Annotated in this window: 19 protein-coding genes; 14 read left to right on the forward strand and 5 right to left on the reverse strand. The window is 50.7% G+C overall.

Annotated elements, in window-relative coordinates; genetic code table 11:
• Window positions 1-15 precede the first annotated feature (15 nt).
• The 6 genes from ACYVJM_RS20570 to ACYVJM_RS20595 all read left to right on the forward strand — a co-directional run bounded on the left by ACYVJM_RS20570 (window position 16) and on the right by ACYVJM_RS20595 (window position 7,325).
• The gene (locus ACYVJM_RS20570; protein ID WP_461150111.1) at window positions 16-612 is read left to right on the forward strand and encodes a YdeI/OmpD-associated family protein; all 597 of its coding nucleotides are present in this window, start codon (window positions 16-18) and stop codon (window positions 610-612) included.
• Window positions 613-729: 117 nt separating this feature from the next.
• A complete protein-coding gene (locus tag ACYVJM_RS20575; protein WP_461150112.1) occupies window positions 730-2,046 on the forward strand; it encodes an esterase-like activity of phytase family protein in 1,317 nt (438 codons plus the stop codon).
• Window positions 2,047-2,283: 237 nt separating this feature from the next.
• Complete coding sequence (locus ACYVJM_RS20580; protein ID WP_461150113.1) at window positions 2,284-2,922, forward strand: gluconate 2-dehydrogenase subunit 3 family protein; 639 nt, start codon at window positions 2,284-2,286, stop codon at window positions 2,920-2,922.
• 190 nt (window positions 2,923-3,112) lie between these two features.
• On the forward strand, window positions 3,113-4,837 hold the full coding sequence (locus ACYVJM_RS20585) for a GMC oxidoreductase (protein WP_461150114.1): 1,725 nt from the start codon (window positions 3,113-3,115) through the stop codon (window positions 4,835-4,837).
• Window positions 4,838-5,175: 338 nt separating this feature from the next.
• On the forward strand, window positions 5,176-5,823 hold the full coding sequence (locus tag ACYVJM_RS20590; protein WP_461150115.1) for a hypothetical protein: 648 nt from the start codon (window positions 5,176-5,178) through the stop codon (window positions 5,821-5,823).
• Between the two features lie 47 nt (window positions 5,824-5,870).
• Window positions 5,871-7,325 (forward strand): ATP-binding cassette domain-containing protein, encoded by a 1,455-nt coding sequence (locus tag ACYVJM_RS20595; RefSeq protein ID WP_461150116.1) that lies wholly within the window; start codon window positions 5,871-5,873, stop codon window positions 7,323-7,325.
• A 304-nt stretch (window positions 7,326-7,629) separates the two neighbouring features.
• On the opposite strand, the gene ACYVJM_RS20600 is transcribed toward ACYVJM_RS20595, so the two are convergent.
• Complete coding sequence (locus ACYVJM_RS20600) at window positions 7,630-8,043, reverse strand: hypothetical protein (RefSeq protein ID WP_461150117.1); 414 nt, start codon at window positions 8,041-8,043, stop codon at window positions 7,630-7,632.
• Here ACYVJM_RS20600 and ACYVJM_RS20605 point away from each other — a divergent pair.
• The 5 genes from ACYVJM_RS20605 to ACYVJM_RS20625 all read left to right on the forward strand — a co-directional run bounded on the left by ACYVJM_RS20605 (window position 8,042) and on the right by ACYVJM_RS20625 (window position 15,408).
• Window positions 8,042-9,328, forward strand: a complete 1,287-nt coding sequence (locus ACYVJM_RS20605; RefSeq protein ID WP_461150118.1) for a gliding motility-associated C-terminal domain-containing protein — start codon at window positions 8,042-8,044, stop codon at window positions 9,326-9,328. The two genes, ACYVJM_RS20600 and ACYVJM_RS20605, sit on opposite strands and share 2 nt — an antisense overlap.
• A gap of 81 nt (window positions 9,329-9,409) precedes the next feature.
• Window positions 9,410-11,851, forward strand: a complete 2,442-nt coding sequence (locus ACYVJM_RS20610) for an OmpA family protein (RefSeq protein WP_461150119.1) — start codon at window positions 9,410-9,412, stop codon at window positions 11,849-11,851.
• 56 nt (window positions 11,852-11,907) lie between these two features.
• Window positions 11,908-12,720 (forward strand): 4-(cytidine 5'-diphospho)-2-C-methyl-D-erythritol kinase, encoded by an 813-nt coding sequence (gene ispE / locus ACYVJM_RS20615; protein ID WP_461150120.1) that lies wholly within the window; start codon window positions 11,908-11,910, stop codon window positions 12,718-12,720.
• A 51-nt stretch (window positions 12,721-12,771) separates the two neighbouring features.
• Window positions 12,772-13,380 carry a cytochrome c oxidase subunit 3 gene (locus ACYVJM_RS20620; protein ID WP_461150121.1) on the forward strand — a complete coding sequence of 203 codons (609 nt, stop codon included), beginning with the start codon at window positions 12,772-12,774 and terminating at the stop codon, window positions 13,378-13,380.
• 57 nt (window positions 13,381-13,437) lie between these two features.
• Window positions 13,438-15,408: a M1 family metallopeptidase gene (locus ACYVJM_RS20625; protein ID WP_461150122.1), complete on the forward strand. Its 1,971-nt coding sequence runs from the start codon at window positions 13,438-13,440 to the stop codon at window positions 15,406-15,408.
• Between the two features lie 45 nt (window positions 15,409-15,453).
• Here the strand turns inward: ACYVJM_RS20625 and ACYVJM_RS20630 are convergent, their stop codons facing one another.
• From ACYVJM_RS20630 to secA, 4 genes are all read right to left on the reverse strand, one after another.
• Window positions 15,454-16,392, reverse strand: coding sequence for a 3-oxoacyl-ACP synthase III family protein (locus ACYVJM_RS20630; RefSeq protein ID WP_461150123.1), 939 nt, complete (start codon window positions 16,390-16,392; stop codon window positions 15,454-15,456).
• A gap of 142 nt (window positions 16,393-16,534) precedes the next feature.
• Entirely contained in the window at window positions 16,535-17,659 is a 1,125-nt protein-coding gene (locus tag ACYVJM_RS20635) for a glycosyltransferase (protein WP_461150124.1), read from the reverse strand.
• A gap of 11 nt (window positions 17,660-17,670) precedes the next feature.
• The gene (locus ACYVJM_RS20640; protein WP_461150125.1) at window positions 17,671-18,753 is read right to left on the reverse strand and encodes a hypothetical protein; all 1,083 of its coding nucleotides are present in this window, start codon (window positions 18,751-18,753) and stop codon (window positions 17,671-17,673) included.
• A 106-nt stretch (window positions 18,754-18,859) separates the two neighbouring features.
• Complete coding sequence (secA, locus tag ACYVJM_RS20645; protein WP_461150126.1) at window positions 18,860-22,252, reverse strand: preprotein translocase subunit SecA; 3,393 nt, start codon at window positions 22,250-22,252, stop codon at window positions 18,860-18,862.
• A gap of 255 nt (window positions 22,253-22,507) precedes the next feature.
• On the opposite strand from secA, the gene ACYVJM_RS20650 reads away from it, so the two are divergent.
• The 3 genes from ACYVJM_RS20650 to ACYVJM_RS20660 are packed head-to-tail and all read left to right on the forward strand — an operon-like array spanning window position 22,508 to window position 26,971.
• Complete coding sequence (locus ACYVJM_RS20650) at window positions 22,508-24,910, forward strand: SLBB domain-containing protein (RefSeq protein WP_461150127.1); 2,403 nt, start codon at window positions 22,508-22,510, stop codon at window positions 24,908-24,910.
• 20 nt (window positions 24,911-24,930) lie between these two features.
• Entirely contained in the window at window positions 24,931-26,010 is a 1,080-nt protein-coding gene (locus ACYVJM_RS20655; protein WP_461150128.1) for a lipopolysaccharide biosynthesis protein, read from the forward strand.
• A gap of 4 nt (window positions 26,011-26,014) precedes the next feature.
• Window positions 26,015-26,971 carry a GDP-mannose 4,6-dehydratase gene (locus ACYVJM_RS20660; protein WP_461150129.1) on the forward strand — a complete coding sequence of 319 codons (957 nt, stop codon included), beginning with the start codon at window positions 26,015-26,017 and terminating at the stop codon, window positions 26,969-26,971.
• Window positions 26,972-26,982: the final 11 nt, after the last annotated feature.

The following is a 26,982-nucleotide window of genomic DNA, read 5'->3' on the forward strand; positions in this document are numbered from 1 at the left end:
ATCGAGAGCCCTGCTATGAATGCACCATCCCTCTCTACATCCGTTCATGCCGAAAGTCCGGAGGCCTGGCGGCAATGGCTCGCGGAGAACCATGCGACCGAAACGAGCGTCTGGCTGGCTATTTACAAGAAGGCGAGCGGCAGACCCAGCGTTACGTATGACCAGGCCGTAGATGAAGCCCTATGCTTCGGCTGGATCGATAGTTCAGCCCGAAAAGGGGATACCGATCATTACTTTCAGTTCTTTGCCCGCCGTAATCCGAAAAGCAATTGGAGTGGCGTCAACAAGGCTAAAGTCGCCAAGTTGATACATGCTGGCAAAATGACCGAAGCGGGTATGGCGATGGTGGATCTGGCGAAACAAACCGGTACCTGGACGGCACTGGACGAGGTCGAAAACCTAATCTGTCCGCCGGATCTGGCCGAAGAACTCAGGCAAAATCCAACCGCTAAGGGATATTTCGACGCGTTCCCGAAATCTGTGAAACGCGGTATTCTGGAATGGCTGCTCAATGCAAAAACGGCCGCAACACGAGCCAAACGTATCCGGGAAATTGTAACACGGGCCGAGCAAAACGAACGCGCCAATCAATATGTGCCGAAGTCAATATAAGCCAATCATGTACTTAGCTTAATGATATGTTTACAGGAGCAGGCGGTTTATTCATAATCACGTAATACCTGAGGTCGACTTTTGCAGGATTAATCCTGCAAAAGTCGACCTCACTTTATGACCAATTTCTCTCTACGCTCAACAATCAGTATCGTTACCGCCATTTCTCTGATTGCGGTCGCCTGTGAAGACCACCGTTTAGTTTCCGTACCCGATTTTCCGGCTGCTGTCGATGCGACAAATCCCGGTACGTTCCTGCCAGCTATTTTGGCGGACGTTAACGGTGTCAACGTGTATAATGGGGGCTTTGGATCGGCTATCGTAGCTGATCCGAACGACCCCGGTGCGTTTTATATGCTGACGGACCGGGGGCCAAATATTGACGGTACCACGGCGAACTCCAAAGTTTTTGCCAAACCGGATTTTACTCCTCAAATCGGGAAGTTTCGGGTTAAAAACGGGCTCATGACGCTGGAGAAAATCATTGAACTTAAAAATAGTGCCGGTGGAAAGCTGAATGGGTTGCCTAATCCGGCTAATTCCGGGGGAACCGGCGAAACCGCACTGGATATAAATGGGAATAACCTAGGGACAAGCGTTGACGGAATCGACTCCGAAGGTCTCGCTGTTGCGTCGGACGGGACGTTCTGGGTGAGTGACGAATACGGCCCGCACATTGTTCATTTCGACGCCAATGGGCAGACCATCGAGCGGATCAATCCCTTCGGATCGGGCACGGGTGGTCGTAAAATTCCCCTCGTTTTAGCCACTCGTCGACCCAATCGGGGCATGGAAGGGCTGACCCTAACGCCCGATGGAAAAACACTGGTGGGTATTATGCAATATCCTTTATACAACCCATCGTCGGCCGCTGTCTCGGGTTCGCTGGTGACGCGGATACTCACGTTTGATGTAGCGACCGGCGCAACCAAACAGTTTGTGTACCTGATCGAACGATCGAATTTACAGGCCGTCAGTGAGATTGCTGCGGTTACGAATACCACATTTCTGGTGCTCGAACGGGACGGAGAATACGGTACGGATGCCAACAAGTCTACCCTGTTCAAGCGTGTTTATAAAATCGATCTGACCGGTGCAACGGACATATCTGATCCGGCTAATGGGGCAAATGGCAAATTGTATGGCGGAAAAACCGTTGAGGAACTTAAAACGGCCGCCATGTTACAGACAAATGGTATCGTACCGGTCAGCAAAACGCTTGTTCTGGACCTGGCAACCGAAACGAACCCGGTTTATCCGCACGACAAGGCCGAAGGAATCGCACTCATCAGCCCGACGCTACTGGCGCTATCAAACGATGATGATTTCGGGGTTACAGGCACGGGAACTTATACCGCTAAAATTCTCCCTGCCACCAACACAATCGACAAAAATCGGGTCTATTTCATCACGTTAAAAGCACCTGTGAAATAAGCAGGCTGATTGCCGACCCGTTTGTTTATTGCTTACTCTTTCTTTTGTCCACTGTTCACCCTGGGAGGTCTGCAACCGATGTTGCAGACCTCTTTCTGTTGAGGTCTGTATTGCAACATTCTAAATTACGGCTATCGGCAAAAGAGGGTCTCCAAATTGCACAAACCATTCCTTGATTGTTATACATTTGTACTTCCTTATATCGTTCTATTTGAAAGTTAAATTCGCTCTACGCACATGAACAGAAGAGACGCCCTCATGCGGGTGGCCGCCCTGGCTGGCGCAACAATGTCGCTGCCCGCCATGGCTGATACGCTCGAAGCTTCGGCTGCCCGACGCGCCCTAACCGGCAAACCGCTTTTCTTCACGGCCGACCAGGATGCGACCGTTGCTGAACTCGCTGATACCATAATTCCAACGACCAAAACACCGGGTGCCAAAGCGGCCAAGGTGAATGAAGTAATCGATATTATCCTGAAAGACTGCTATAAGGCAGACGATCAGCAACGCTTCGTTGAAGGATTGACCCATACCAACAAACTAAGCCAGGATGCTTATGGTAAGGCGTTTGTTCAACTCGACCCAACCCAGCGAATTGCAATCGTAACAAAACTACAAACGGAGGCTAAAGATCAGTTGGCGCAGATGAATTCGAACAAGGCTGCTGCCAAAGTCGAAAACTCCCAGGCCGATCTGCAAATGCCGGATGCGAAGAAGCGGTACACGCCATTCTTCACCATGCTGAAAGACCTGACCTTAACCGGCTACTTCACCTCGGAGATCGGCTGTACGCAGGCGCTCGAATACGTGGCTGTTCCCGGTCGTTACGATGGCTGCGTTACGCTCAAACCCGGCCAAAAGGCGTGGGCCATTTAAATTAGTACGTAGGCGTTAGGAGCGAGGACGGGGCCGCCCGGCGGTGAGGAGTTGCTGACGCAAGCCAGGAACGCGCCAGCCCTTCTATCTCCTGACTCCTGATGAATAAACCAGTATGCAGGAACGAGTTGTATGACGCGTCAGCCCTCCTGACTCCTCGCTCCGAACTACTAACTCCTTTAAAAAACTCATGAATCTTAATATAGACGCAAAAAAAGATATGACCTACGACGCGATTGTCGTTGGGTCGGGTATTTCGGGTGGCTGGGCTGCCAAAGAACTTACCCAGAAAGGATTGAAAGTGCTGATGCTGGAGCGGGGCCGCGATGTAAAACACATCGAAGGCTACCCAACGGCTACCAATAACCCATGGGATTTCCCACACCGGGGGCGTATCACGACGATGGCTGCCGAAGAGTACTGGGCCAATATGCGGACCGGCTACACCGCCAACGAAGAGTGGCGCCACTTCTTCGAGAACGATAAAGAAAACCCATACCTCGAAAAGGAAAACCGTAAAGTAGACTGGATTCGGGGGTATCACGTAGGCGGTCGGTCGCTGATGTGGGGTCGGCAGAGTTACCGCTGGAACAAGGAAGACTTCATGGCCAACGGCAAGGAGGGCATTGGCGTCGACTGGCCAATCCGTTACGAAGATCTGGCTCCCTGGTATAGCTATGTGGAGACGTTTGTAGGCGTATCGGGCAGTAAAGATGGTCTGGATGTATTGCCCGATGGTAACTTCCTGCCCGCTATGCAGATGAACTGCCTGGAAAAAGAAGCAAAAAAGAAAATTGAAAAAGCCTTCCCGGCGCGTATGGTTACCATGGGTCGTACGGCCCACCTGACAGCCCCCAAACAATTGCACTACGACCTCGGACGGGCGGCCTGCCAGTTCCGTAACCAGTGTATGCGGGGTTGCCCATACGGCGCTTACTTCAGCACGCAGTCGGCTACGCTGCCAGCGGCCATGAAGACCGGTAAACTCACACTCCGTCCCGATTCTATTGTATCGGAAGTACTGTACGATGAGAAAAAAGGCAAGGCAACCGGCGTTCGGGTGATCGACCAGAATACCAAAGAAGTTCGTGAATACTACGCCCGGGTCATCTTCCTGAACGCGTCGGCTTTTGCCAGCACGTCTATCCTGATGAACTCGAAATCGCACCGGTTCCCGAACGGAATGGGGAACGAATCCGATCAGCTTGGCCGCAACATCATGGACCACCACCTGGCTGCGGGTGCTGCCGGAACATTTGACGGTATGGAAGATCAGTACTACTACGGTCGGCGGGCCAATGGTGTGTACATTCCACGCTACCGGAACTGGCATGGCGACAAGCGCGATTACGTTCGTGGCTTTGGCTACCAGGGTGGTGCCGGTCGTGGCGGCTGGAACCGGGGTAACGGCCAGGAAGGATTTGGTGCCGACTTTAAAGAAAGCCTGACGACACCCGGCCAATGGACCATGAGCCTGGGTGGATTTGGTGAGATGATCGCCAACCCCAACAACCGGATGACCCTCTCGCCCGACCAGAAAGACAAATGGGGGCTGCCGCTGATCGTGTTCGACGCAGCCTACGGCGAGAACGAAAAGAAAATGCGTATCGACATGATGAACGACGCGGCCGAGATGCTCGAAGCCGCCGGTCTGAAAAACGTAACGCCTTATAACGACGAATCGAAAAACCCCGGTATCGGTATCCACGAAATGGGTACCGCCCGCATGGGCCGTGATCCCAAAACATCGGTGCTGAATGCGCATAACCAACTGCACGCCGTTAAGAACGTATTCAATACGGACGGTGCATGTATGACATCTGCATCCTGCGTAAATCCATCATTGACTTATATGGCCCTGACAGCCCGCGCGGCTGACTTCGCCGTTAAGGAAATGAAAAAGGGAACGTTGTAAGTCGTTGCTGCTAACGAAAAAGCGGGTAGCTGGCCTTTAGGGCTGGTTACCCGCTTTTTGTATACAATACGCCAACCAGAGAGTAGCCAGACTTATAGGCTGGAAAGATGGCTTAAGTTAACGACTGCAAATGCTGAATCAGAGTGCTCGTGCGATGGGTCTCTTTTTATTGCGGATTTACCTTCGGCATGGTTAACCCTGAGAAGCTTCTCGGGTGACGCAAATGAATGAAGCGTAAAGTATAGCAAAAAAAATAAAGGAAAATATAAACACTCTTTCTATTAGACTAGTTATGCTATAGATTAAACAGTTAAATCTTGTTTAAACTTAACTCAGCGATGAAAAAAATAATGATAATGGGTTGGATGCTGGTAGCTGGCTTGGCCCTAAATGCAACTGCACAGACAACGAATACAACGACGAACTCCGGTTCGACGGGTACCACAGGTACTGGCACGACAGGGACAACAGGTACCGGAACAACCCGCACGGGTACGACCGGAACGATGGGAACCGGTACAACTGGTACGGGTACCACTGGAACAATGGGTACGGGTACTACCGGTACAGGTACCTATAGCAACGGCACGAACACGGGTACCAACTCAGGTACTTACCAGACGCAACCCCCAACCAATTCCAATCAGGGTACATCGACCGGTACCTATTCGAATGGAACGGGCGTAAATACGGGTACTAATGTACCACCAACCGGTACCGGATCAATGGGAACGGGCACTACAGGCACGGGTACCACCGGAACGATGGGTACGGGTACAACTGGTACGATGGGAACCGGCACTACAGGTACGGGTACAATGAGTTCGGGCTCAACGAGCGGTACGAACTCATCGACCGGCACCAGCGACCGGATGAATAACGGTTCAACGGGTAATGGTAGCCGCCGGACACGTAGCAGCAACAGCTCAACTACAACGACGCCTACAACACCGCCAACAACAACGACTACGCCCCCTGAAAAGTAAGGGTGTAGATGGTTAAAACGTAGATGGGGTCATACCTTTGTAAGGGTATGACCCTTTTTTTTATGTCTGAGCAGCCTTCTTTACTTTCCGTAACTGAGTTAACCGTCCGGCGCGGTGGTCGGATTATTCTTCATAATTTGCATTTTGATATAAAGTCCGGAGAATACTGGACCATTACAGGGCCAATGGGAAGTGGTAAAAGTACTTTCCTGCAGGCATTGGCGGGTCAGTTTCATGCTCCACTCGGTAGTCTGGAGCGCCGTGTTCCCGTCGAGTTTGTATCGTTCAAAGAAGAATCCAGCCGCTTTTCGTACAGCAGCTACTTTTACCAACAGCGGTATCAGGCTACCATGAGCGACAGGGCCGACGACGGATATACCGCTATTCCCTTGCTACGCGATTTTTTACAGGCGACAGATTCGCCGGAAGACAGCGCATTGCTTGATCGGCTCGGCCTGACTCCGCTGCTCGATCGCTCGTTTATCAAGCTATCCAACGGACAGACCCGCAAGGCCCGGATTGGGAAAGCCCTGCTGAAACATCCGTCCGTTTTACTGTTGGATAACCCTTTCGTTGGCCTGGACAGTACCTTCCGAAAAGACCTGACCAACTGGCTGGGCGAGCTAACCAACCACGGATTGACCCTTGTGCTGGTCAACGACTCCACCGATCTGCCCGCCTTTAGTACCCATGTTGCCGTACTAAGCAAAGGAAAGCTTAGCTGGTCGGGACCCAAAGAGGCCTACCAACCAGAACAGTACGCCAAAGATGCCATGTCTGCACCACCTGTTCTGCAAACAAAAGCACAGCAAACAGATTTTACCGAAGCCTTCCGTTTACAGGCTGTATCGGTCCGCTATGGCGAAACCATTATTCTGGACGGTCTCGACTGGGTCGTGAAGGCGAGGGAGCGGTGGGCCTTATTTGGTCCTAACGGGGCTGGAAAAAGCGTTTTACTGAGCCTTCTCTATGGCGATCATCCGCAGGCCTATTCAAATAACGTAAGCGTTTTTGGCTATCGGCGGGGCAAATCAGGTGAGAGCATCTGGGATGTAAAACGCCGGATCGGGTTTGTGTCGCCGGAGCTTCACCTTTACTTCCCTCCGCATCTGACGGCTCGGCAGGTAGCGTTATCAGGCCTGACGGATACGCTGACACCGCCAAATCGGGTCTCGCCCGAAACAGAAATTGATTTGGCTAATTTGCTGACCTACTTTGGTTTATCCGGTATTGATAACCGCTCTTTCGGTACATTATCGGCGGGCGAGCAGCGGGTTGTGCTGTTGATCAGAGCCTTCCTGAAAAATCCGGCCGTTCTGCTACTCGATGAGCCTTTTCAGGCCATCGATAGCCACCATGTCGATTTGGCTCGCCGGTTAATTGACAGCTTTAGCGATAAAACGATTTTGTTTGTTACACATAACCGTAACGAACTGCCGGAAAGTATCAATCAACTATATACACTCGATACAAATACGGGCAAGGAAGAAGAGGATAAGTAACTGCCAGCTCTGGCTGATAGGGGTTAGTACAGGCTGAAATACATTTTTGATCTGTCGACCAACAGTCGATAACCGGGAAAGGGTTGATTATTGGCATGGTTTATGATGAATTGGCTCGTTTTTGCAGACTCCTTAGTCGATGAGATGCTAAGTCGGTAAATAGGGTGCCAAACCCTGTAAATTATACGAAAAAGTAGCTTGTGGCGAAGCTGGATAGGCAAAGAGAAGGTTGGCATGATATTCGTCTTCATATGGCGTAATTGATACGCCGGATGAATAAACAGGTACTAACTAATTTTAGCGGTTACTTCAGATGGTTGGCAGTGTTGTTATTGGTTATACAGGCGATTCCGACTTTTTCGCAGCCCGTAGTCGATACATGCCAGCATCCCGACCCACCCGTAATCACAGGTTCGGCAACGCTTGTCTGTCGGAATGAACCTGTTACGCTAACAGCAACTGGCTGTGTCGGTACGGTTGTGTGGTCGAATGGAGAAACCGGATTCAGTATCCGGGTAAAGCCCCAGCAAACAACTAAATACACCGCTATTTGCCGGGTCGGAATGGGTTGCATCAGTTGCTTCGCCAACGTGTGGAAGGTTAAGGTGAACACCCCCGAAGCTCCTCTTGTTACCCCCTCCGCCAACGTGGTTTGCCCCGGTTCGTCAGTAACATTGACGGCAACAAACTGCGCGGGTACCGTTCGCTGGTCCGACATGACTACCGGCCCTGTCTGGATAGGAAAGCTGGTTCAAACGGCCACCTTTCAGGCAACTTGTGAGCAGAATAATTGTGTAAGTAATCCGTCAAGAGCGGTTTCCGTGCAGGTGGCTACACCCACTGTCCCCATACTTTCGGTCAGTAATCCCGAAATATGCATGGGGCAGCCGGTTCAGCTTTTGGCATCCGGTTGCGTAGGCACTGTTCGCTGGACAGACGGTGGTAAGGGAGCATTCAGAACCGTGATGCCCGAACAAACCGGCAACTACCGGGCCGTTTGTGAGCTTGGTTCATGCCAGAGTGATAGCTCAGGGCCGGTGTCTGTACGGGTGCGGCCAATGAACTCCCAACTAACATTGAAAACCAGTCTTATCAATGGCTGCCCGTTTCAAACAGTTGATTTGTCAAAGGCGCTGGCGGATGCCGCGTTAGTTGAATACACATCCTATCACTTTCGAACGGGACCAGCGCTTACTTCGCCGACGGTACAATCTCCCGGTGCCGTCGGTACAGGAACCTATTTTGTTTCTGCCCGTACTGCCGATGGTTGTTACACGAACCCCGTGGCCGTAACGGTCAACATTACGGATTGCCCCAATGCTATTCCGGCCTGTTTGAGCAATCCGCCCACGCTGGCGCTTCGGGTCGATTCGCTCGACTGGGCGAAAGGAGTTGTGCGGATGACGGCATTACCCGGTGGTTCAGCGCAGGTGATCAACTGGCAGAGTGATGGGGGCGGGTTGTTTACGGATACCGGACTGGCTGCTCGCTACCTGTTATCGGACACCGACCTGCAGCGTGGCAAGGCCCAGTTTACCCTTTCTGCTCCTGATCCTGATGGGGATGGACCTTGCAGAGGTGCCATGGTACAGCAAACGGTCATGGCCCCTTCCCTCGAATCAATTGCCTTGACTAAAAAGGCGAAGGAGTCAATCTCACTAACCGGTAACGAAACGACGCAGTTTATGCTCCATTCACAGGAGTCGGAACAGGACCTGGGTTTATTTATTCCGGAAGGTTTTTCACCCAATGGTGACGGGGTCAATGATCGCTTCGTCATTAAGCTATTGCCCGCATCAGTAACGATTCAACTGGAGATTTTTAATCGTTGGGGGCAACTTGTTTATCAGAAGACAAACTACCAGAATGATTGGGATGGTACAACCAATCAGGGAATCGGTGCAGCGGATGCAAAAAACGAACTGCCCGACGGAACGTATTATTATCAAATACGTCTGAGCGATGGACGTGAGTATGTTCGTTTTTTAACGTTGGCGCGGTAAGGTTCAGTACTGAAGGAAGGGCCGCTTGATTGGCCATTAAATAAGAGATTAAAGGCCGTAAGGCATGACGACGCGTCGAAAATGGGTACGAATTGGAAACTATTGATAGGGGGCGTGCTACTGTGGCTAAGCTGTTTAACCGCCTGCGCACAGTCGGATTCATTGATTCGACAAGCCGATCGTTTGTTGAGTTATAAAGCCTATGGACGTGCGATAGAGGCTTATGCCGAACTGTTAACGGGTTATGATAAACAACTGAGTGCCGCCCAAAAATCGGCTGTTCAAGGTCATTTGGCTTTTGCCTATCAGCAGGTGGGCGACAGTCAGAAAGCGGAGCGCTATTACTTTGAGGCCATCGCTTCCAATCCGAAAGAAGATGCGCAGCAGGCGTTGGAATATGCCAAGACACTAGCTGGTAACGGTAAGTTTCAGGAGTCCCAGAAACAGTATGAACGCTATTTACAGCTGAAAGACAAACAACCGGCACGGGCGCAGCCAATGGCTCCGGTAACTGGCTTCCACAAAGACGCAATCCGGTATCGGCTGGAGTATCTGGACTTAAATTCGAAGGGGGAGGAGTTTAGTCCGGCTTTTTATCGGGACGGCCTCGTGTACGTTGCCGGTCAAAAAGGCGGAGCAACTATTGAAACGATGAGTGGTGGCGGTTCTGGCTATCTCGACCTGTTTTATGTACCGAATCGCAACAACCTGAAAGTCGCCAGTATCATCAATGCTGATGGCAGTATCCGTAAAGCAACGGATAACCGCCCGAAAAGTCGTCAGACAATCGGCGGGGATGGTTATTCCCGGCCAACGGCTAACGATTCGCGAACGGTGCCGAATTTTAATGACGGAACGTCAATTGCGGAAGGCCTGGGCTATGACGGCTCCAAAGATGATCCGGTACGACGCTTCAGCCGGACCATCAACACGAAGTACCACGAAGGTCCGGCAACGTTCTCGAGGGATGGCCTGCGCATCATATTTACGCGTAACAACTACAACAATGGCCGGACCAGCAAGAGCGTCGAAGGGGTCACAAAACTGAAACTATACACTGCTGTTCAGCAAAACGGTGCCTGGTCATCTATCGAAGAGCTACCGTTTAATAGTGACGAATATTCCGTTGGGCATCCAACGCTGAGCCAGGATGAACAATGGCTGTATTTCGCTTCTGATATGCCCGGTGGTTTGGGCGGTACAGATCTGTACGTTAGCCGATACGCAGATGGGCAGTGGGGGCGTCCTGTCAACCTGGGCCCCATGATCAATACCAAAGGGAATGAACTGTTCCCGTTCATCGACGAAGCCGGCAACCTCTATTTTTCGTCCGATGGCCGTAAAGGGCTGGGCGGACTGGATATTTTTGTTACCAGTCTGATCAATGGCCAGTCTGCCGGGAGCGTTGAGCATCTCAATGCCCCCATCAACTCCGTTAAGGACGATTTCGGCCTGATTACGGATGGTGACCGCAGGGGTGGGTATTTCAGCAGTAATCGGCGCGATGGCAATGACGACATCTACCGGTTTGTCCGGGAAAGCTCCCTCTTCGAATGCCGGGACCTGACCATTCGTTTGTATGATACCAATACGGGACAGCCCCTGGACAGCGTAAATGTGTTGATAAAAGCCAAGGGCGAAGGCCAGCCCGATCGTACCTTAGTGAGCGACGCCAACGGGTTTCTGCGCATCTGTCTGGAAGGGAGTAATTCATTTATCTTTCAGGCGAGCCGTGATGGTTACATCAATGGCATAGTGGGCTTTACCACGCGCTCCCTCACCGATGACCAGCCCAGCCGGCTGGAAATCGGTTTAATAAAACCAACGGTTGTCATCGATACGATTGCCGTATCCAATAACAACCTTGTGCTGACTGCCACCCCGTTGACCCACTCACGTGTTCATGGCGTGATTATGGGCGCCCGCGACCATAAACCTATAGAAGGAGTTACCGTCAGAATTCGGAATGAATGCGACCGCAGCCAGCGCGAGTACATTACCGGACCGGATGGCAAATATATGTTCGATGTAATTGAAGGGTGCGACTATACGCTGGTAGCATCGAAACCTGCCTTTGGTACGAATACCAACCGAATCAAGCGGCTTCCCAAAAAGACAAAGCCAAAAGAAGTTTCTGCCGATTTACGCATGCTAAGCGTTGGCGACGTTGTTACAATTGACAATATCTATTACGACCTGGATCGCTCCAGCCTTCGGGACGATGCCGCCCGTGAGCTGGATAAAGTGGTGGCCACCATGCGTAAATACCCGTCGCTCATTATTGAAATTCGCTCGCACACCGACAGCCGGGGCGATGCCGAACGCAACAAGGCACTATCCTTACAGCGAGCCAAAGCCGTAGCCGCTTACCTGGCCTCGAAGGGCATCAGCCGCAAGCGGATGGCAACGCTGGGTATGGGGGAGTCGCAGTTAGTGAACAACTGCACAGACGGCGTCATCTGCACCGAGGCCGAACACCAGCGTAACCGCCGTACAGAATTCAGGGTTGTGGAGATAAAGTGATGGATGAGTGATATTTTTGCCCCGGCTATTCATCATTCTAATTCTTCACTTAGTTAGTGCTTACGTTCCCAACCAGTAAAATCAACCTGGGCCTCCGTATTACGGAAAAGCGGCCGGATGGGTTTCATAACTTACAATCGTGCTTCTATCCCGTGGGCTGGGGGGATATTCTGGAGGTGGTACCTGCGGCCGCTAGGGAGGTCAGCTTTACCAGCAGTGGACTGCCTATTCCGGGTAGCCCGGATCATAACCTCTGCTTACGCGCCTATAATCTGCTAAAAGCTGATTTTGCACTGCCTCCGGTTCAGATGCACCTGCATAAGCTGGTGCCTATTGGGGCCGGATTAGGCGGGGGATCGGCCGATGCGGCCTTCGCCCTGAAGCTGCTGAATGAGCAGTTTGCGCTCGGGTTAACAAATCCGCAACTGGAAGACTATGCCCGGCAACTGGGGAGTGACTGTGCATTTTTTATCCAGAACCGGCCGTTGTACTGTACCCAAAAAGGGGATGTGTTTTCGGATATTGCCGTTGATCTGAACGGCTATTTCATTGTGCTGGTGTATCCTAATCTGGCCATTTCAACCGCAGAAGCCTACGCCGGAATAAAACCCCGCCAACCGGAAGCCAATCTCTATGAACAGTTGCTGGAACCGGTTGCCAACTGGCGGGATACCATCCATAATGACTTTGAAGACAGCCTGTTCCCGCGCTACCCCATACTACCCCAACTGAAAGCTCAACTTTACGAATCCGGGGCTGTTTATGCCAGCATGAGTGGCTCTGGGTCAACCGTCTACGGCATTTTTAATGCACCTGTCGATATGCCAAACCAATTTTCAGATTACCGCGTTTGGAAAGGAAAGTTGTAACCCGGCGTTGCTATCAACTAAACCGTAACCCGACTATTGTACCCTGAGTAGATGAGCAATTTGATAACGAAACGGCGTGAGCCGTTCCGCTTTATGGTTTGGATGGGCATTGCCAGTAGTATCATACTATTTACGATGCTACTCGTTGCCTACGTGGTTCGCAGAACAGCACCCGGCTGGAGTGACATAAAGCTACCGAACGTATTTCTAGTAAGTACGGGTGTTATTTTGCTAAGCAGCCTGACACTGAAAAACGCCATTCAGGCATTCAGGCACGAACGGTTTGGCAGCTACCGAACCAACATTGCCACCACCTTTGGATTGGGCGTATTATTTATCATCTTACAAGCCTGGGGCTGGCGGCAGATGGCACGGGCAGGTGTCGGTCTGGAGGGTAACCCGGCGGGTGGCTTCGTCTACATTATCTCCGGCATTCACTTGTTGCATATATTAGTCGGGCTCATATTTCTGGCTATTCTCCTGGCCGAAGCCCTCCGCAGACGGCTCTACATCGACTCATTCGTTTACAGTGTAAATCCGCCTAACTCGCTCAAGATCAAATTAATATCTCTATACTGGCATTTCGTTGATATTCTCTGGATTGGCCTGTTCATCTTTTTAGTGATTCACCACGGCCTCGATTTACGGCTCTCGCTTTAATAGCTAAGGGCTTTCTATCGTTATTTGTTTAGTACTACGTTCGTATCTCTATTTTTCATGAAAAAAATCGCTCTCTGGGCAGGGTTATGGGCATTAAGCCTGGCATCATTTGCTCAAACTGCACCTCCGTCAACGCCGGGTTCAAAATACGACCCGCTGGCGCTCTTTCACCCGCTCTTCAATATGCAGCCCGGCAATGATTACCGCAACGGAAGTGGGGCTCCGGGACCGCGTTACTGGCAAAATCGCTCAGATTATCAGATTAACGTCACGCTCGATGATCAGCAGAATACAATCACCGGCGAAGTGACGATCACCTATAAGAACAATTCGCCCGAAACACTGCCTTACCTGTGGCTGCAACTGGATCAGAACGCGTTTAGCGATACATCACGGGCCTCTAAAACGACCCCTATTTCGGGCGGGCGCTTTGGTAACCTGGGCTTTTCGGGCGGACTGACCATCACCAGCGTGACGGTTGATGAGGGAAAAGGCAAATTCACGACCATGCCTTATACCATCACTGATACCCGGATGCAGGTACGGCTAACTGAGCCCGTAAAGGCCAATGGCGACGTGGTGAAAGTGAAGGTGGCTTATTCCTTTAAAATCCCCGAATACGGCTCCGATCGCATGGGCCAGTTGAAGCGTAAGGACGGGATCATCTACGAAATAGCCCAGTGGTACCCCCGCATGTGCGTTTATGACGACATCGAAGGCTGGAACGTGTTACCTTATCTGGGCGCCGGTGAGTTTTACCTCGATTATGGTGATTATGAATACACCGTTACGGCCCCCTGGAATCATATCGTAGTGGGTTCGGGCGAGTTGCTCAACCCGAATGACGTGCTCACCGCCGAACAACTGAAACGACTCGATCAGGCGCGTAAAAGCGATAAGACAGTTATTATCCGGGGAAAAGATGAAGTAAATAACCCCGATACACGGCCTAAGCGGACAGGTACACTGACCTGGAAATTCCGTTGCCTCAACACCCGCGATGTGGCCTGGGCGTCGTCCAAAGCGTTTGTGTGGGATGCTGCTAAAATGAACCTGCCAAGTGGTAAGCCAGCACTGGCACAGTCGGTATATCCGGCCGAAAGTGCCACGAACGACTCCTGGAATCGCTCGACCGAATACGTAAAAGGCTGCCTTGAGTTTTACTCGAAATACCTCTATGAGTTCAGCTATCCGGTAGCTACTAACGTAGCGGGTATCGTGGGCGGAATGGAATACCCCGGTATTGTTTTCTGCGACCATAAAGACAAGAAAGATGCGCTTTGGGGTGTAACCGATCACGAGTTCGGCCACAACTGGTTCCCGATGATCGTGGGCAACAACGAACGGAAATTTCCGTGGATGGACGAAGGGTTCAATACCTTTATCAACACGCTGTCGACGGCTAATTTCAATAAAGGCGAGTACGACCGCGAGCGGGGTACCATGCACGACATTGCGCCTGCGCTGTTTTACCCGGCTGAACCTATCATGACTATTCCGGATGTTCAGCAGTCGCGGGCACTGGGCATTCTGGCGTATTATAAACCGGGCATGGGCCTCAAGCTCCTCCGCGATGTAATTCTTGGAGCTGATCGATTCGATTTTGCCTTTAAAAATTACGTAAGCCGCTGGGCCTTCAAGCACCCGACCCCGTATGATTTCTTCCGTACGATGGAAGACGGTGCGGGTGAAGACCTGGGCTGGTTCTGGCGCGGGTATTTCTACGAAACGTGGAAGCTCGACCAGAGCGTAAGAGAAGTAAAATACGTGGATGGTGCTGCCGACAAAGGCTCGCTGATCTCCATTGAAAACCTCGATAAGCTGGCAATGCCGGTGACCATCGAAGTGACCGAATCGAACGGTAAAAAAGGCCGCGTCAATCTGCCCATCGAAGTATGGCAGCGGGGCGGCACCTGGACGTTCAAATACAACTCGACGTCGCCCCTAAAGACGGTCGTTGTTGACCCCGACCAGAAACTGCCGGACATTAACAGCAAAAACAACGTATGGCGCGCAGAAGCGCAATAGGAAAAAAGTAAGTGGCGGCCTGGTATCAGGCCGCCACTTACTTTTTTATACCTCTACCAGCATGGCACCGAAGGAGTAACCGCCACCAAAGACGGTGATTACGATCCGCTGGCCTTTCTGGAACGTATCCCATTGCTCAGACAGGGCAATGGCACAACCAGCACAACCGGTGTTTCCGTAGCGTTGTATGTTGGAGATGAGCTTTTCTTCGGGCAGCCCCAGGGTTTTCATAACGTTTCGCGAGATACGCAGATTTGCCTGGTGAGGCAGAATATAATCTATATCGGCGAGAGTCAGGCCACATTGCTCAATGACCTGTAAACTGGCCTTTGGCATGTACAGGCAGGCATTAATGAATACATCCCGTCCATGCGGCATGGTAACACCCCCATCGGCCGGTTTCATCATCACCCCCGTCGTGGCTTTAGGCGTATGAGCCGCCCCGCCGGTAGTCAATGCTTTTATAACAAAGTCGCCCTCGTGCTGGCGCTCTTTTGTGATGAGCAGCGCAGCCGCACCATCACCCCATAAATGCCCCGAGATCGTATCGGTCTCATTATAGTAAAGCGTGTTGTGCTCCGATACGATGACGAGCGCACGGGTTGCTTTATTCAGGGCAAAATACCCCTCTACTACTTCAATAGCGTTTAACAGAGACGAACAGGCTGTCGAGATCGAAATAACAGGAATATCGGCAATGCCCAGATAGTGCTGAGCTTCGTGAGCCAGAGAAACAATGGTGTCGTAAGGCGTGTAGGTACCCCCAACAATTAAATCGACGTTGGTCAGGTCAGCTTTTTCGCTGAGCCGCTGAACAACCTCAATGGTCATGGTATTCGTATTCTCACCGGGGCCGGCTTTGCGTCGCTCCGCAATACCCGTCCGTTCAATAATCCACTCGCTGGATAAGCCATTGAGCTTGGTAAAATGTTCATTGCCAACTACCTGCGAAGGCAGATAATGGCTTACTGCATGTATGTACATCAGGCCAAATAAATAGGGCTAATTCGTATATAACCCAAATTAGTACTTAAAGTTAAATCCTTCCGGGAAAACGTGGTATTGAACATTAGAACAATACAATAATGTATTGATTATGTCTATTTTTTAGTGCCTTTTTGCGTCATCAGGTGGTCGTAAGAACGAACGAATAAAAGTGAAGCAACTTATCTGCTTCCGTGGTCCAGTTGTAGAACTGTTCGACCGCCTGCCGTCCGCGCTGGCCCATACGGCGGGCTTCGGCTGGGTTTTCGATCAAATAGGCTAGTGCCTCAGTGACTTGTTCCGTATCGTAGGGAGAAACGCAGAAGCCGCACTGGTGGCGGTCAACGATATCGCGGTAAAGTGGAAAGTCGGATGTAATAACGGGTAGGCCAAGGGCCATATATTCGAACAATTTTGTTGTATAAGATTCTGGGTAATCACCAACGGGCTTTAGCAGGGCTAGTCCGGCTGTGGCACCACGAGCATACGGAAAAGCAAGACGCTGGTCTGTATACCCATTGAAGTGGAGATGATCCCGAACCCGGTCGTAGCCAGGCAGGTTTTCCAGATTTGTGTCCGTAAAGGTACGCCGACCAAACAGATGCACAATGAACCGGGGATATGTTATTCCTAATTTGGCGAAGCTATTAACCAATGTATCAATGGCTCGGTCGAAGCTGAGCAAGCCTATATAAAAGAAAGAGGGCGTTTCGGAGCTTGGGTTATACGGTGTATAAAAGGGGGCCAGGAAGGAGAGAAGCGGGTAATTATAGATGACCGCATGAGGTTTGGCCAGCTGCGTGTATGTGCTCAAATACCCGTGTTCTGTGAAAATGAGGTAGAAATGCCGCTGGGCCAGCCGGTCGAACAGGCGGAACATCTGCCGAAGCAAAGTCCCGTTATTGCTGGTCTTTAGCTGTATCTTTTTATGGAGGTTTTCCTGTACTTCATAAATGACCTCAGCCCCCAACAGTCGAAATAGGTACGAAAAGGGCAAAAACTCCGGTGAGTAAACATGCACAAGCCGCGGACGTAGCCAGATGCAGCGCAGTACAATAAAAGGGCAGGTAATCAGCAACCGCCAGATAATCCGACTAAAATAGGGGAGTTGAACGAAACGAATAACCGGCGAAACCGCCGGATCGGCATGGGGGAGGGCGCAGAAGACTTCATAAACCGCAGCGAGCGTCTGACATTGCTTGAATACCACGCGCGGGTCCTGTGGCGGGTGCGCGGTGCTGATGTGTAGGACGCGGGTTTTCTTCATGAAGGCGTTTGCTACTTAATAACGCCAAACGTACGCAGTTCTGCGTCGATCTTTTCATTCCATCGTTCCTGAGCAACCTGGTTAAGGCTGTGATTGGTTTCATCATCATACTGGCTTTGCATGCGACTCATCTCTCGAAAGGATTCCAGAAACTGGTATTGTGTAAGACTGTTATAATCCTCCATCGTCAGGTTTTCGGGCTGAATTTTCCGCTTAAAGCGCTCTACAATGATCTTCACAATATCGAAGTGGCGTTGTTCGTGGTTGAGCGCGTATGCATTGCGGGCATCGGCCCGGCCCCAGGAAGACTGTTTCAGCATATACGCCTTGGCCGACAGGTTGAGGATGATAACGCCGTCTTTTACACTGCTTTTTCCCTCATAGGCAAAGCTGGTAAACACTTCGGCAGCATAATGACTACCCTGGCGCGGGGGTGCCTTGAAGTCGTTCCAGGTGAGCTTCCGGGCCGGATTGTAATGAACCGTGTCGTCGTCGGTGATTCGGGTATCGTCGGTGAAAATAACCTTGAGGCTTAGGGCTAATTTTTCGTTGTTGCCGCTTTCCCGTTTCATGTACTCGTTCAGGCTTCGCAGAGACGATACTACGGCCTGTCGAATAGTCGGTTCGATAACTGATGGGTCGCTCAACGGGCGGGTGTAGGTGGCACTGCCCTGGTAATCGGTCAGGCGGGTGCTGGTCGCGTTGCCGTCGTCATCTTTCCCCAGTAGCTCGAAGGTAACGGCAAAGGTGAACTTACCCGACACCCGGTTCCCGGAAGCCGTTTCACTAACCCGGCACTGGCGGATACGCATGGCAATGGGCCGCAACGATTTATTTTGTTTGAGCCCCTGGTCGATGAACTTCATGAAACTACTGGCTACGCCCTTGTCCAGGTCAACGGGTTGGGGGGGCTGGTTCAGTACCAGGGCCAAATGCGCCACCGGACCCCGGTCTGAACGTTGGTCGGTAACGGCAGCGATATAAAATTCCTTTGGGGTAAACGGCAGCGACTCGGGGCGGAGCCGGATTGGATCCGGGGCTGAAAAAAGCGCGAGTGACCCAACTATAAACAGCGCAAAAAAAGCTTTATTCATCCTGCCTAATTAACGACTTGTTCAGGTAAAAAGTGCTCGCTTATACACACAAAAACGCCCTTCGAATGTAGCATCCGAAGGGCGTTTTATCAAGCGTTAACGTCTGTTAATCAATGAGCATCGCCTTGCCGCTCACCACGTCGTTTTCAACCGTTTTGAACTTCACATCGCGCTTCACCGAGCCATCGACATACTGAACGTTAACGCGGGCGTTACGGTCCAGTTTGGCTACCCGTACCGGCGCCTGACGAGGTGGCATGGGTGGCGCTCCCGCGCCCATGGCGTTGTTCTCAGCCATCCGCCGGGCGTATTCTTCGGGCCCCGTTGCCAGGTGGTCGTCGTCAAAGTCTTCCATATTGGTATGGAGCTGTGGCTGCGGCTGTGGCCTTTGCTGCGCCGGTGCCTGACGAATTTCCTGCTGCACTTCTTCCGCGTCCTGCGCCGGAATATCGGCTTTGGTCAGGAAGTTAATCGTATCGAAATTGACCTTGTTCAGGAAGCGTTTGAACAACTCGACAGACTCGAACTTGTAGACAAGCAACGGATCTTTTTGTTCGAATACCGCATTCTGAACCGACTGTTTCAGATCGTCCATTTCGCGGAGGTGTTCCTTCCACTCCTGATCGATGACCGACAGGGTTACGGCTTTCTCCATCTCCGTTACGATATCGCGCGCGCCCGATTCAACCGCTTTTCGCAAGTCGGTAACGACCGTTAGTTCGTGCATACCGTCGGAGAAAGGCACTACGATATTTTTGATCTGATGGCCCTGCTCGGTCAGAACCTGCGTTAGTACGGGCAACGCTTTGTCGGCAATCGCCTGGTTCTTGGCCTGGTAATTGGCTTCGGCTTCTTCGTATAACCGGCGCGTCTGATCCGGCTTTTTCAGGCGGTTGAATTCCTCGGCCGTCAGCGCAGGGGAAAGGCCAAGGGTAGTCAGCAACTGAAGTTTGATCTCTTCGTAGTTGCCTTCGGCGTTGTTCACCGTTTCTTCAACCACGTCGTACATGGTGTTGGCAATATCCAGTGGCAGACGATCGCCGAACAGCGCGTTTCGACGGCGTTTGTAAATAGCCTCACGCTGGTAGTTCATTACGTCGTCGTACTCAAGCAGCCGCTTCCGGATGCCGAAGTTATTCTCTTCCACTTTCTTCTGTGCCCGCTCGATGGACTTGGTGATCATCGAGTGCTGAATCACTTCGCCCTCTTCCAGACCCATGCGGTCCATGACTTTCGCAATCCGCTCGGAACCGAACAAACGCATCAGGCTGTCTTCCAGCGAGACGAAGAACTGCGAGGTACCTGGATCGCCCTGACGACCGGCCCGACCACGCAACTGCCGGTCGACCCGGCGGGATTCGTGACGCTCTGTGCCGATAATGGCCAGACCGCCCGCTGCCCGCGACTCGGGGGTCAGTTTAATATCCGTACCCCGACCAGCCATGTTGGTGGCAATCGTAACGGTACCGGGTAAACCGGCCGAAGCTACGATTTCGGCTTCGCGCTGGTGGTATTTAGCGTTCAGTACCTGGTGTTGAATTTTACGCAGCGTCAGCAGACGGCTCAGTAATTCGGAGTTTTCGACCGAGGTTGTACCCACAAGTACCGGCCGTCCTTTCTCAACGAGACTAGTAATCTCGTCGACAACGGCATTGTATTTCTCGCGCACCGACCGATATACTTTGTCTTCTTCATCGGCTCGGCTAATGGCCCGGTTCGTTGGAATAACGACCACGTCCATTTTGTAGATCTGCCAGAATTCGGAGGCTTCCGTTTCAGCCGTACCAGTCATACCCGCCCGCTTGTGGTACATCCGGAAATAGTTCTGGAGCGTAACTGTGGCGTAAGTCTGGGTAGCGTCTTCAACTTTTACATTCTCTTTGGCTTCAACCGCCTGGTGCAGACCGTCCGACCACCGGCGACCTTCCATGATCCGGCCCGTTTGCTCATCCACAATCTTCACCTTGCCGTCCATGATCACGTACTCGGTGTCTTTTTCGAATAAGCAATAGGCTTTCAGCAACTGGTTGACGGTGTTGATACGCTGGGTTTTTACGGCGTAATCCCGAACAACGGCTTCTTTGTGCAGAATTTTTTCCTGCTCCGAGAAGTCACCGCTTTTATCGATGGCATTGAGGTCGATGGACAGGTCGGGCAGGATGAAGAAGTTGGGATCTTCGCCCGAGCCGGTGATGTAGTCAATTCCCTTTTCGGTCAGATCAATGCCGTTATGCCGCTCGTCGATGGTAAAATACAGCGGAGCGTCGGCTTCGGGCATCAGCTTCTGGTTTTCGGCCAGGTAGATCGATTCCGTTTTCTGAAGCAGGGCCTTGTTGCCGGTTTCACTCAAAAACTTGATCAGTGGCTTATGCTTTGGCAAACCGCGGTATGCTCGGAATAAAGACAGGCCTCCTTCTTTTTCGTCGCCAGCGGCAATCTTTTTCTTGGCGTCGTTCAGGTAATCGTAAACCAGCTTGCGCTGGGCCTCTACCAATCGCGATACGCGGGGCTTCAGCTCGATATAATCCTGTTCGTCGCCACGCGGAACGGGTCCGCTGATGATGAGCGGTGTCCGGGCATCGTCGATCAGTACGGAGTCGACCTCATCGACCATGGCGTAATGGTGTTTCCGCTGAACCAGTTCACTCGGTTCGCGGGCCATGTTGTCGCGCAGGTAGTCGAAACCAAATTCGTTGTTGGTACCGTAGGTGATATCGGCCAGGTAGGCCATCTTCCGCTGTTCCGAGTTCGGCTGGTGCTTATCGATGCAATCGACCCGCATGCTGTGAAACTCGAAAAGCGGAGCCATCCATTCGGAGTCACGCTTGGCCAGGTAATCGTTGACCGTAACGATGTGCACACCCCGACCGGCAAGGCCGTTGAGAAAGGCAGGGAAAGTAGCCACGAGGGTTTTACCTTCGCCCGTTGCCATCTCGGCAATTTTACCCTGGTGAAGCACAACCCCACCAATGATCTGGACATTGTAATGCACCATGTCCCACTTGATGGGTGTTCCGGCGGCATCCCAGGTGTTGGACCAATGGGCCAGATCGCCGTCAATCTGTACGTTGCGTTTGCGGGTAGCAATCTCGCGGTCGAAATCAGTGGCCGTAACGGTCAGCTGCTCATTCTCCGTAAACCGGCGGGCTGTTTCTTTAACAACGGCAAACGCACGAGGAAGAATATCAAGCAGAACACGCTCCAGTTCGGTGTTGCGGTCGGCTTCGAGTTTATCAATTCGATTAAAGAGCCGCTCTTTTTCGTTGACATCCACATCAGGATGACTGACATGCTCGTTAATCTCACTGATCTGGTTGTCGATGTCGGCCAGTTCGGCAGCAATTTGAGCTTTAAGGTCAGCGGATACCCGACGCAGTTCGTCGTTGGAAAGGGCTTTCAACTGAGCAAATTCGGCATTGACCTTTTCAACGTAGGGAAGCAATTCCTTGATATCCCGTTGTGATTTAGTCCCGAAAAATTTAGCTATCAGGTTAATCATGTTATCTTTATTAAATAGTCGTTATCGGTCTATTGTAGCGGTCAATAGTTGTTAATCATTAGTTATCAATGACTAATGGCAGCAAAAGCAGTACATATTGACTGACCAACCGACTTTTAGCCACAAATTTAGTGCATTACAGCGGTACTACAATCGAAGAGGCCGTTGGATAGGTACTCAATGATTATATGGAACGTTGTTTAAAAGGAATCCATTACTTTTGCAGTTCAAATTTTGGCCCAACAGCCATTGTTTATGTTTATTAAAGACAAATTGTCATATTTTCTTCATCGTTCACGCTCGTTTCACGCTATTTTACTGGTTTTTCTACTGGCAGGCGCTTTCCAGGCGGTAGCTCAGCGGCCCCGCTCGCGGGTAGACCAGTTGAGTGACGAAGACGTACAGAACTTCTATCGGAAAGCACAGGCGAGTGGCTTGAGCGAGGTGCAAATCGAACAGGCAGCCATGTCTCAGGGATATACGCTCGATGACATCGCTAAAATGCGGAAGCGCATGGCGCAGATCCGTACGTTAACCTCCCTGCCGCAGAACCAACTTCCTAAAGAAAGCTTTAAGGGTAGCCGGGAGGTTCCATCTGATTTGTCCATGCGCTCAGACACCCTCGAGGTGGATAGCGTTCGCAAAGACACGACCAAAAAGCTTCGAGTCTTTGGGGCTTCTTTATTTGAAAATGCCAAAATGTCATTTGAGCCTAATTTACGGATCGCGACGCCCCGTAATTACATTGTAGGGCCTGATGACGAAATAAGAGTTGACATTTCGGGAGCCTCAACCGGCGATTTTCAGTTGAAAGTCAGTCCCGATGGAACGGTGAAAGTGCCGGATCTGGCTCCGATCTTTGTGAGTGGATTAACCATTGAACAGGCCGAACAGCGTATTATTGCTCGTTTACGCCAAGGGGGTTATCAGGGGCTGGGTAAGCCCGGAAGTGGTACCAGCGCCAACGTTACCCTGACGAACATCCGTAGTATTCGGGTTATTCTAGTCGGGGAGGTCGTTCGGCCGGGAACCTATACCATCTCTTCCCTGGGCTCCGTCATGAATGCGCTTTATCTGGCGGGTGGGCCGAACCCGGAAACCGGATCATTCCGGAAAATCAATGTTGTTCGGGGTAACCGCATTGTCAGGACCCTCGACTTATACGACTTCATTTTACGAGCCGACCAGCGCGATAACATTCGCCTGCAGGATCAGGACGTCATTCGCGTAGCCGATTACGAAGCACACGTTGAACTCACCGGACAGGTTCGTCGGCCCGCTATTTTTGAAATACTACCCGGCGAAACCTTGAAAACAGTGCTGGCTTTTGCCGGTGGTTTTGGCGATGACGCTTATCGGGCTTCCATTACACTCCGGCGTAACACCGCCCGCGAACGCCGGATCGTTACGATAACGGAAGAGCAGATTGCCACCTTCGTTCCGAAAGCCGGTGATAAGTACAACGTCGGCAAAATTTTGGAGCGTTACGAAAACCGGGTACAGGTAGCAGGGGCCGTCATGCGTCCCGGCGATTACTCCCTCGAACCGGGCTTGGAAACCGTCCGTCAGTTGATTACCCGGGCCGATGGTCTGCGTAAAGACGCGTTTACCAATCGCGCTACCATTGTTCGTGAACGCGCAGATATGGATCGGGAGAACCTGTCTTTCGATCTGGGTAAACTCATGCGTGGCGAAGTAGCTGATATACCGCTGCAAAGCCAGGACAGCCTGACGGTTCTATCCATTCGCGAGCTTCGGGAGCCGTACTACGTGACTATTGAGGGGGCGGTGAACATGCCCGACACCATCGACTTTATTACAAACATGAGCGTTGCCGATCTGATCGCTCATGCGGGGGGCTTCCAGGAAGGAGCCAAACCCAATTTAATTGAAGTGGCCCGGCGCATTCGTCAGGACTCGGCGGGGGTACGAAAAACGATGATGGAGATATATCGATTCGCCATTGACCGCAACCTCCAGATTACGCCTATGGAAGCTAATCCCGGCAGCTCGCCGGAATTCCGGCTACAACCATTCGATATAGTCTATGTTCGAACCTCTCCAAACTATGAAGCGCAACGTCAGGTTATGGTGTACGGTGAAGTCATGCAACCCGGTAACTATGCAATAGCCAACCGACAGGAGCGGATAGGGGATGTTATAAAGCGGGCTGGTGGACTCAAACCGGAAGCTTACATGGCCGGAGCGCAGTTTCGTCGGAATGGGCAGTTAATTGGGAACGACCTGCGTGATCTGATCGCCAACCCGAATGTGGAGGAAAATTTATTACTTCAGGATAAGGATACGTTATACATCCCACGCCGGTCAGAAATTATTACCGTTCAGGGAGCCGTATTAAATCCGTCCTCAATTAGTTATAAAGAAGACTTCAAGTTCGACGACTACATAAGTGAAGCGGGTGGCTTTACGGACAATGCCCGGCAAAGGAAAGCTTATATAGTCTACCCAAACGGTCGAAAGGATCGTTCCCATTCATTTCTGTTTTTTGTCTCCCGCCCCCGTATTGATCCTGGATCAACCATTAATGTTCCCTTTAAGCCAATTGATTCAAATCGGCTAAGTCCGGGAGAACGAATAGGTATCTTTTCACTACTGGCAACGGTATCCATTGCGCTCATCAATGTTCTGCTTCGTTAACTAAATCGTTTATTGTTACTATGTCAGTTACGGAGGCTAAAAAGCAGGAAAATACGGAGGAAAACGAAATTGAAATTCGGCTGAGCGATGTTGTGCGGTTTTTAGGAGCTAGTCGTAAAGCCGCTTTCACAGGAGGAGTTATAATGCTTCTAATAGGCGCATTGTATGCATTCTCCAAACCAAACCAGTATGATGCCTCCGTAACAGTTATGCCCGAGATTCAGTCAAAAACTGGTGGATTAGGGGGGTTAAGTTCATTAGCTGGTTTAGCTGGTATTGATATTGGTGGCGGTTCAATAGGTGGTAGTATGGATGCTATCCGACCAGATGTATATCCTAACGTTTTGCAAAGTGTCCCGTTTGCTTTACACCTTTTACAGCAACCTGTTTATTCACAGCTTTTAAAGAAAGAAACATCACTACAGACTTTTTTTGAAGAGCAAGGCGGGCATTCGTGGTTTAGTAAGTCTTCAGCAGAAGGTGATGACGAGAAGCTAATTACACTTGATCCAAACAATCGAAGCAAGACATTGCAGATTACAAAAAAGCAGGAGGAGCTTATTCTGCAAATACATGAGTCTGTGTCAGCTACTTTTGATAAGAAAACGGCCATTATCACTGTATCTGCTTCGCTGCCTGATCCGGTTGTGGCAGCAACGGTTGCTCGTTTGTCATTAGAATATCTGACAAATTATATTGTTAGTTATCGGACAGAAAAAGCGAGGAATCAAGTTGAATTCTTGAGTAATCAGGTTAATGATGCAAAAAGCCGCTATCAACGAGCAGAGTATGCGTTATCGAGCTACAGAGATCGTAACCGAAATATCTTCTTAGAGACAGCAAAGATTGAGGAGCAGCGTATCCAAGCAGAGTTTTTGCTGACTCAGAGTGTATACACGGATCTCTCAAAACAACTGGAGCAGGCGAAAATTAAAGTTGCTGAAGAATCCCCTGTTTTTAAAGTTCTTGAACCAGCAAGAATACCTTTGAAAAAAAGCGGACCAAAACGTACGGTTATTATGCTGGGCTTTGCCATAGTAGGAGCTTTGTTAGGAATATTTACACATGGAATAAGCAGACTTCGTAACTCGAAAAAATAATCTTGTGAAGACAGCCTTAATATGTGGTATATCGGGCCAAGACGGTGCGTATCTGGCAAAATTCCTAATAAAAAAAGGATATAAAGTTTTTGGTGGGTCACGCGATGCACAAATGTCCTCTTTTGGCAATTTAAAGCAATTAGGTATCCGTGCAGAAGTAGAGACCATATCAATCAGCATCAATGACTTTAGGTCTGTTTTACAGACATTACAGCGCACAAAACCAACAGAAGTGTATAATCTGGCCGGTCAAAGCTCAGTAGGACTTTCTTTTGAGCAGCCCGTTGAGACATTGGAGAGCATCAGTGTGGGTACGCTTAATCTTTTGGAGGCTATTCGTTTTACAGGGAGCGATATTCGATTCTACAATGCTGGTTCAAGTGAATGCTTTGGAGATACGGGTAGCATTGCGGCCGATGAGCTAACCCCTTTTAGACCAAGAAGCCCTTATGGAGTAGCAAAAGCTGCTGCCTTCTGGCAAGTTGCCAACTACCGAGAAGCATATGAGCTACATGCTAGTACGGGTATTCTCTTTAATCATGAATCGCCACTCCGGCCAGAACGTTTTGTAACACAGAAGATTGTATCTGCCGCTTGTCGTATTGCCAGTGGAAGCGCTGAATCACTGGTTTTAGGAAACATTGATGTAGCTCGCGACTGGGGATGGGCCCCTGATTATGTTGAAGCTATGTGGTCAATGCTTCAACAGAATAATGCGGATGATTATGTGATTGCTACAGGGCATACATACAAACTAAAAGACTTTATTGATGTAGTATTTAAAACCGTCGGATTAAACTGGCAAGACCATGTACAGATAGATTCATCGTTTTTCAGACCTACCGACATTGCTGAGGGACATGCTAATCCAACAAAAGCAAAAACTCAATTAAACTGGAAAGCAAGTCATACAATGGAAGATGTTGCCAGAATGATGGTTGAGGAAAAGTTAATAATGTAGTAAAATGATAT

This window comes from Spirosoma pulveris (assembly GCF_054781875.1).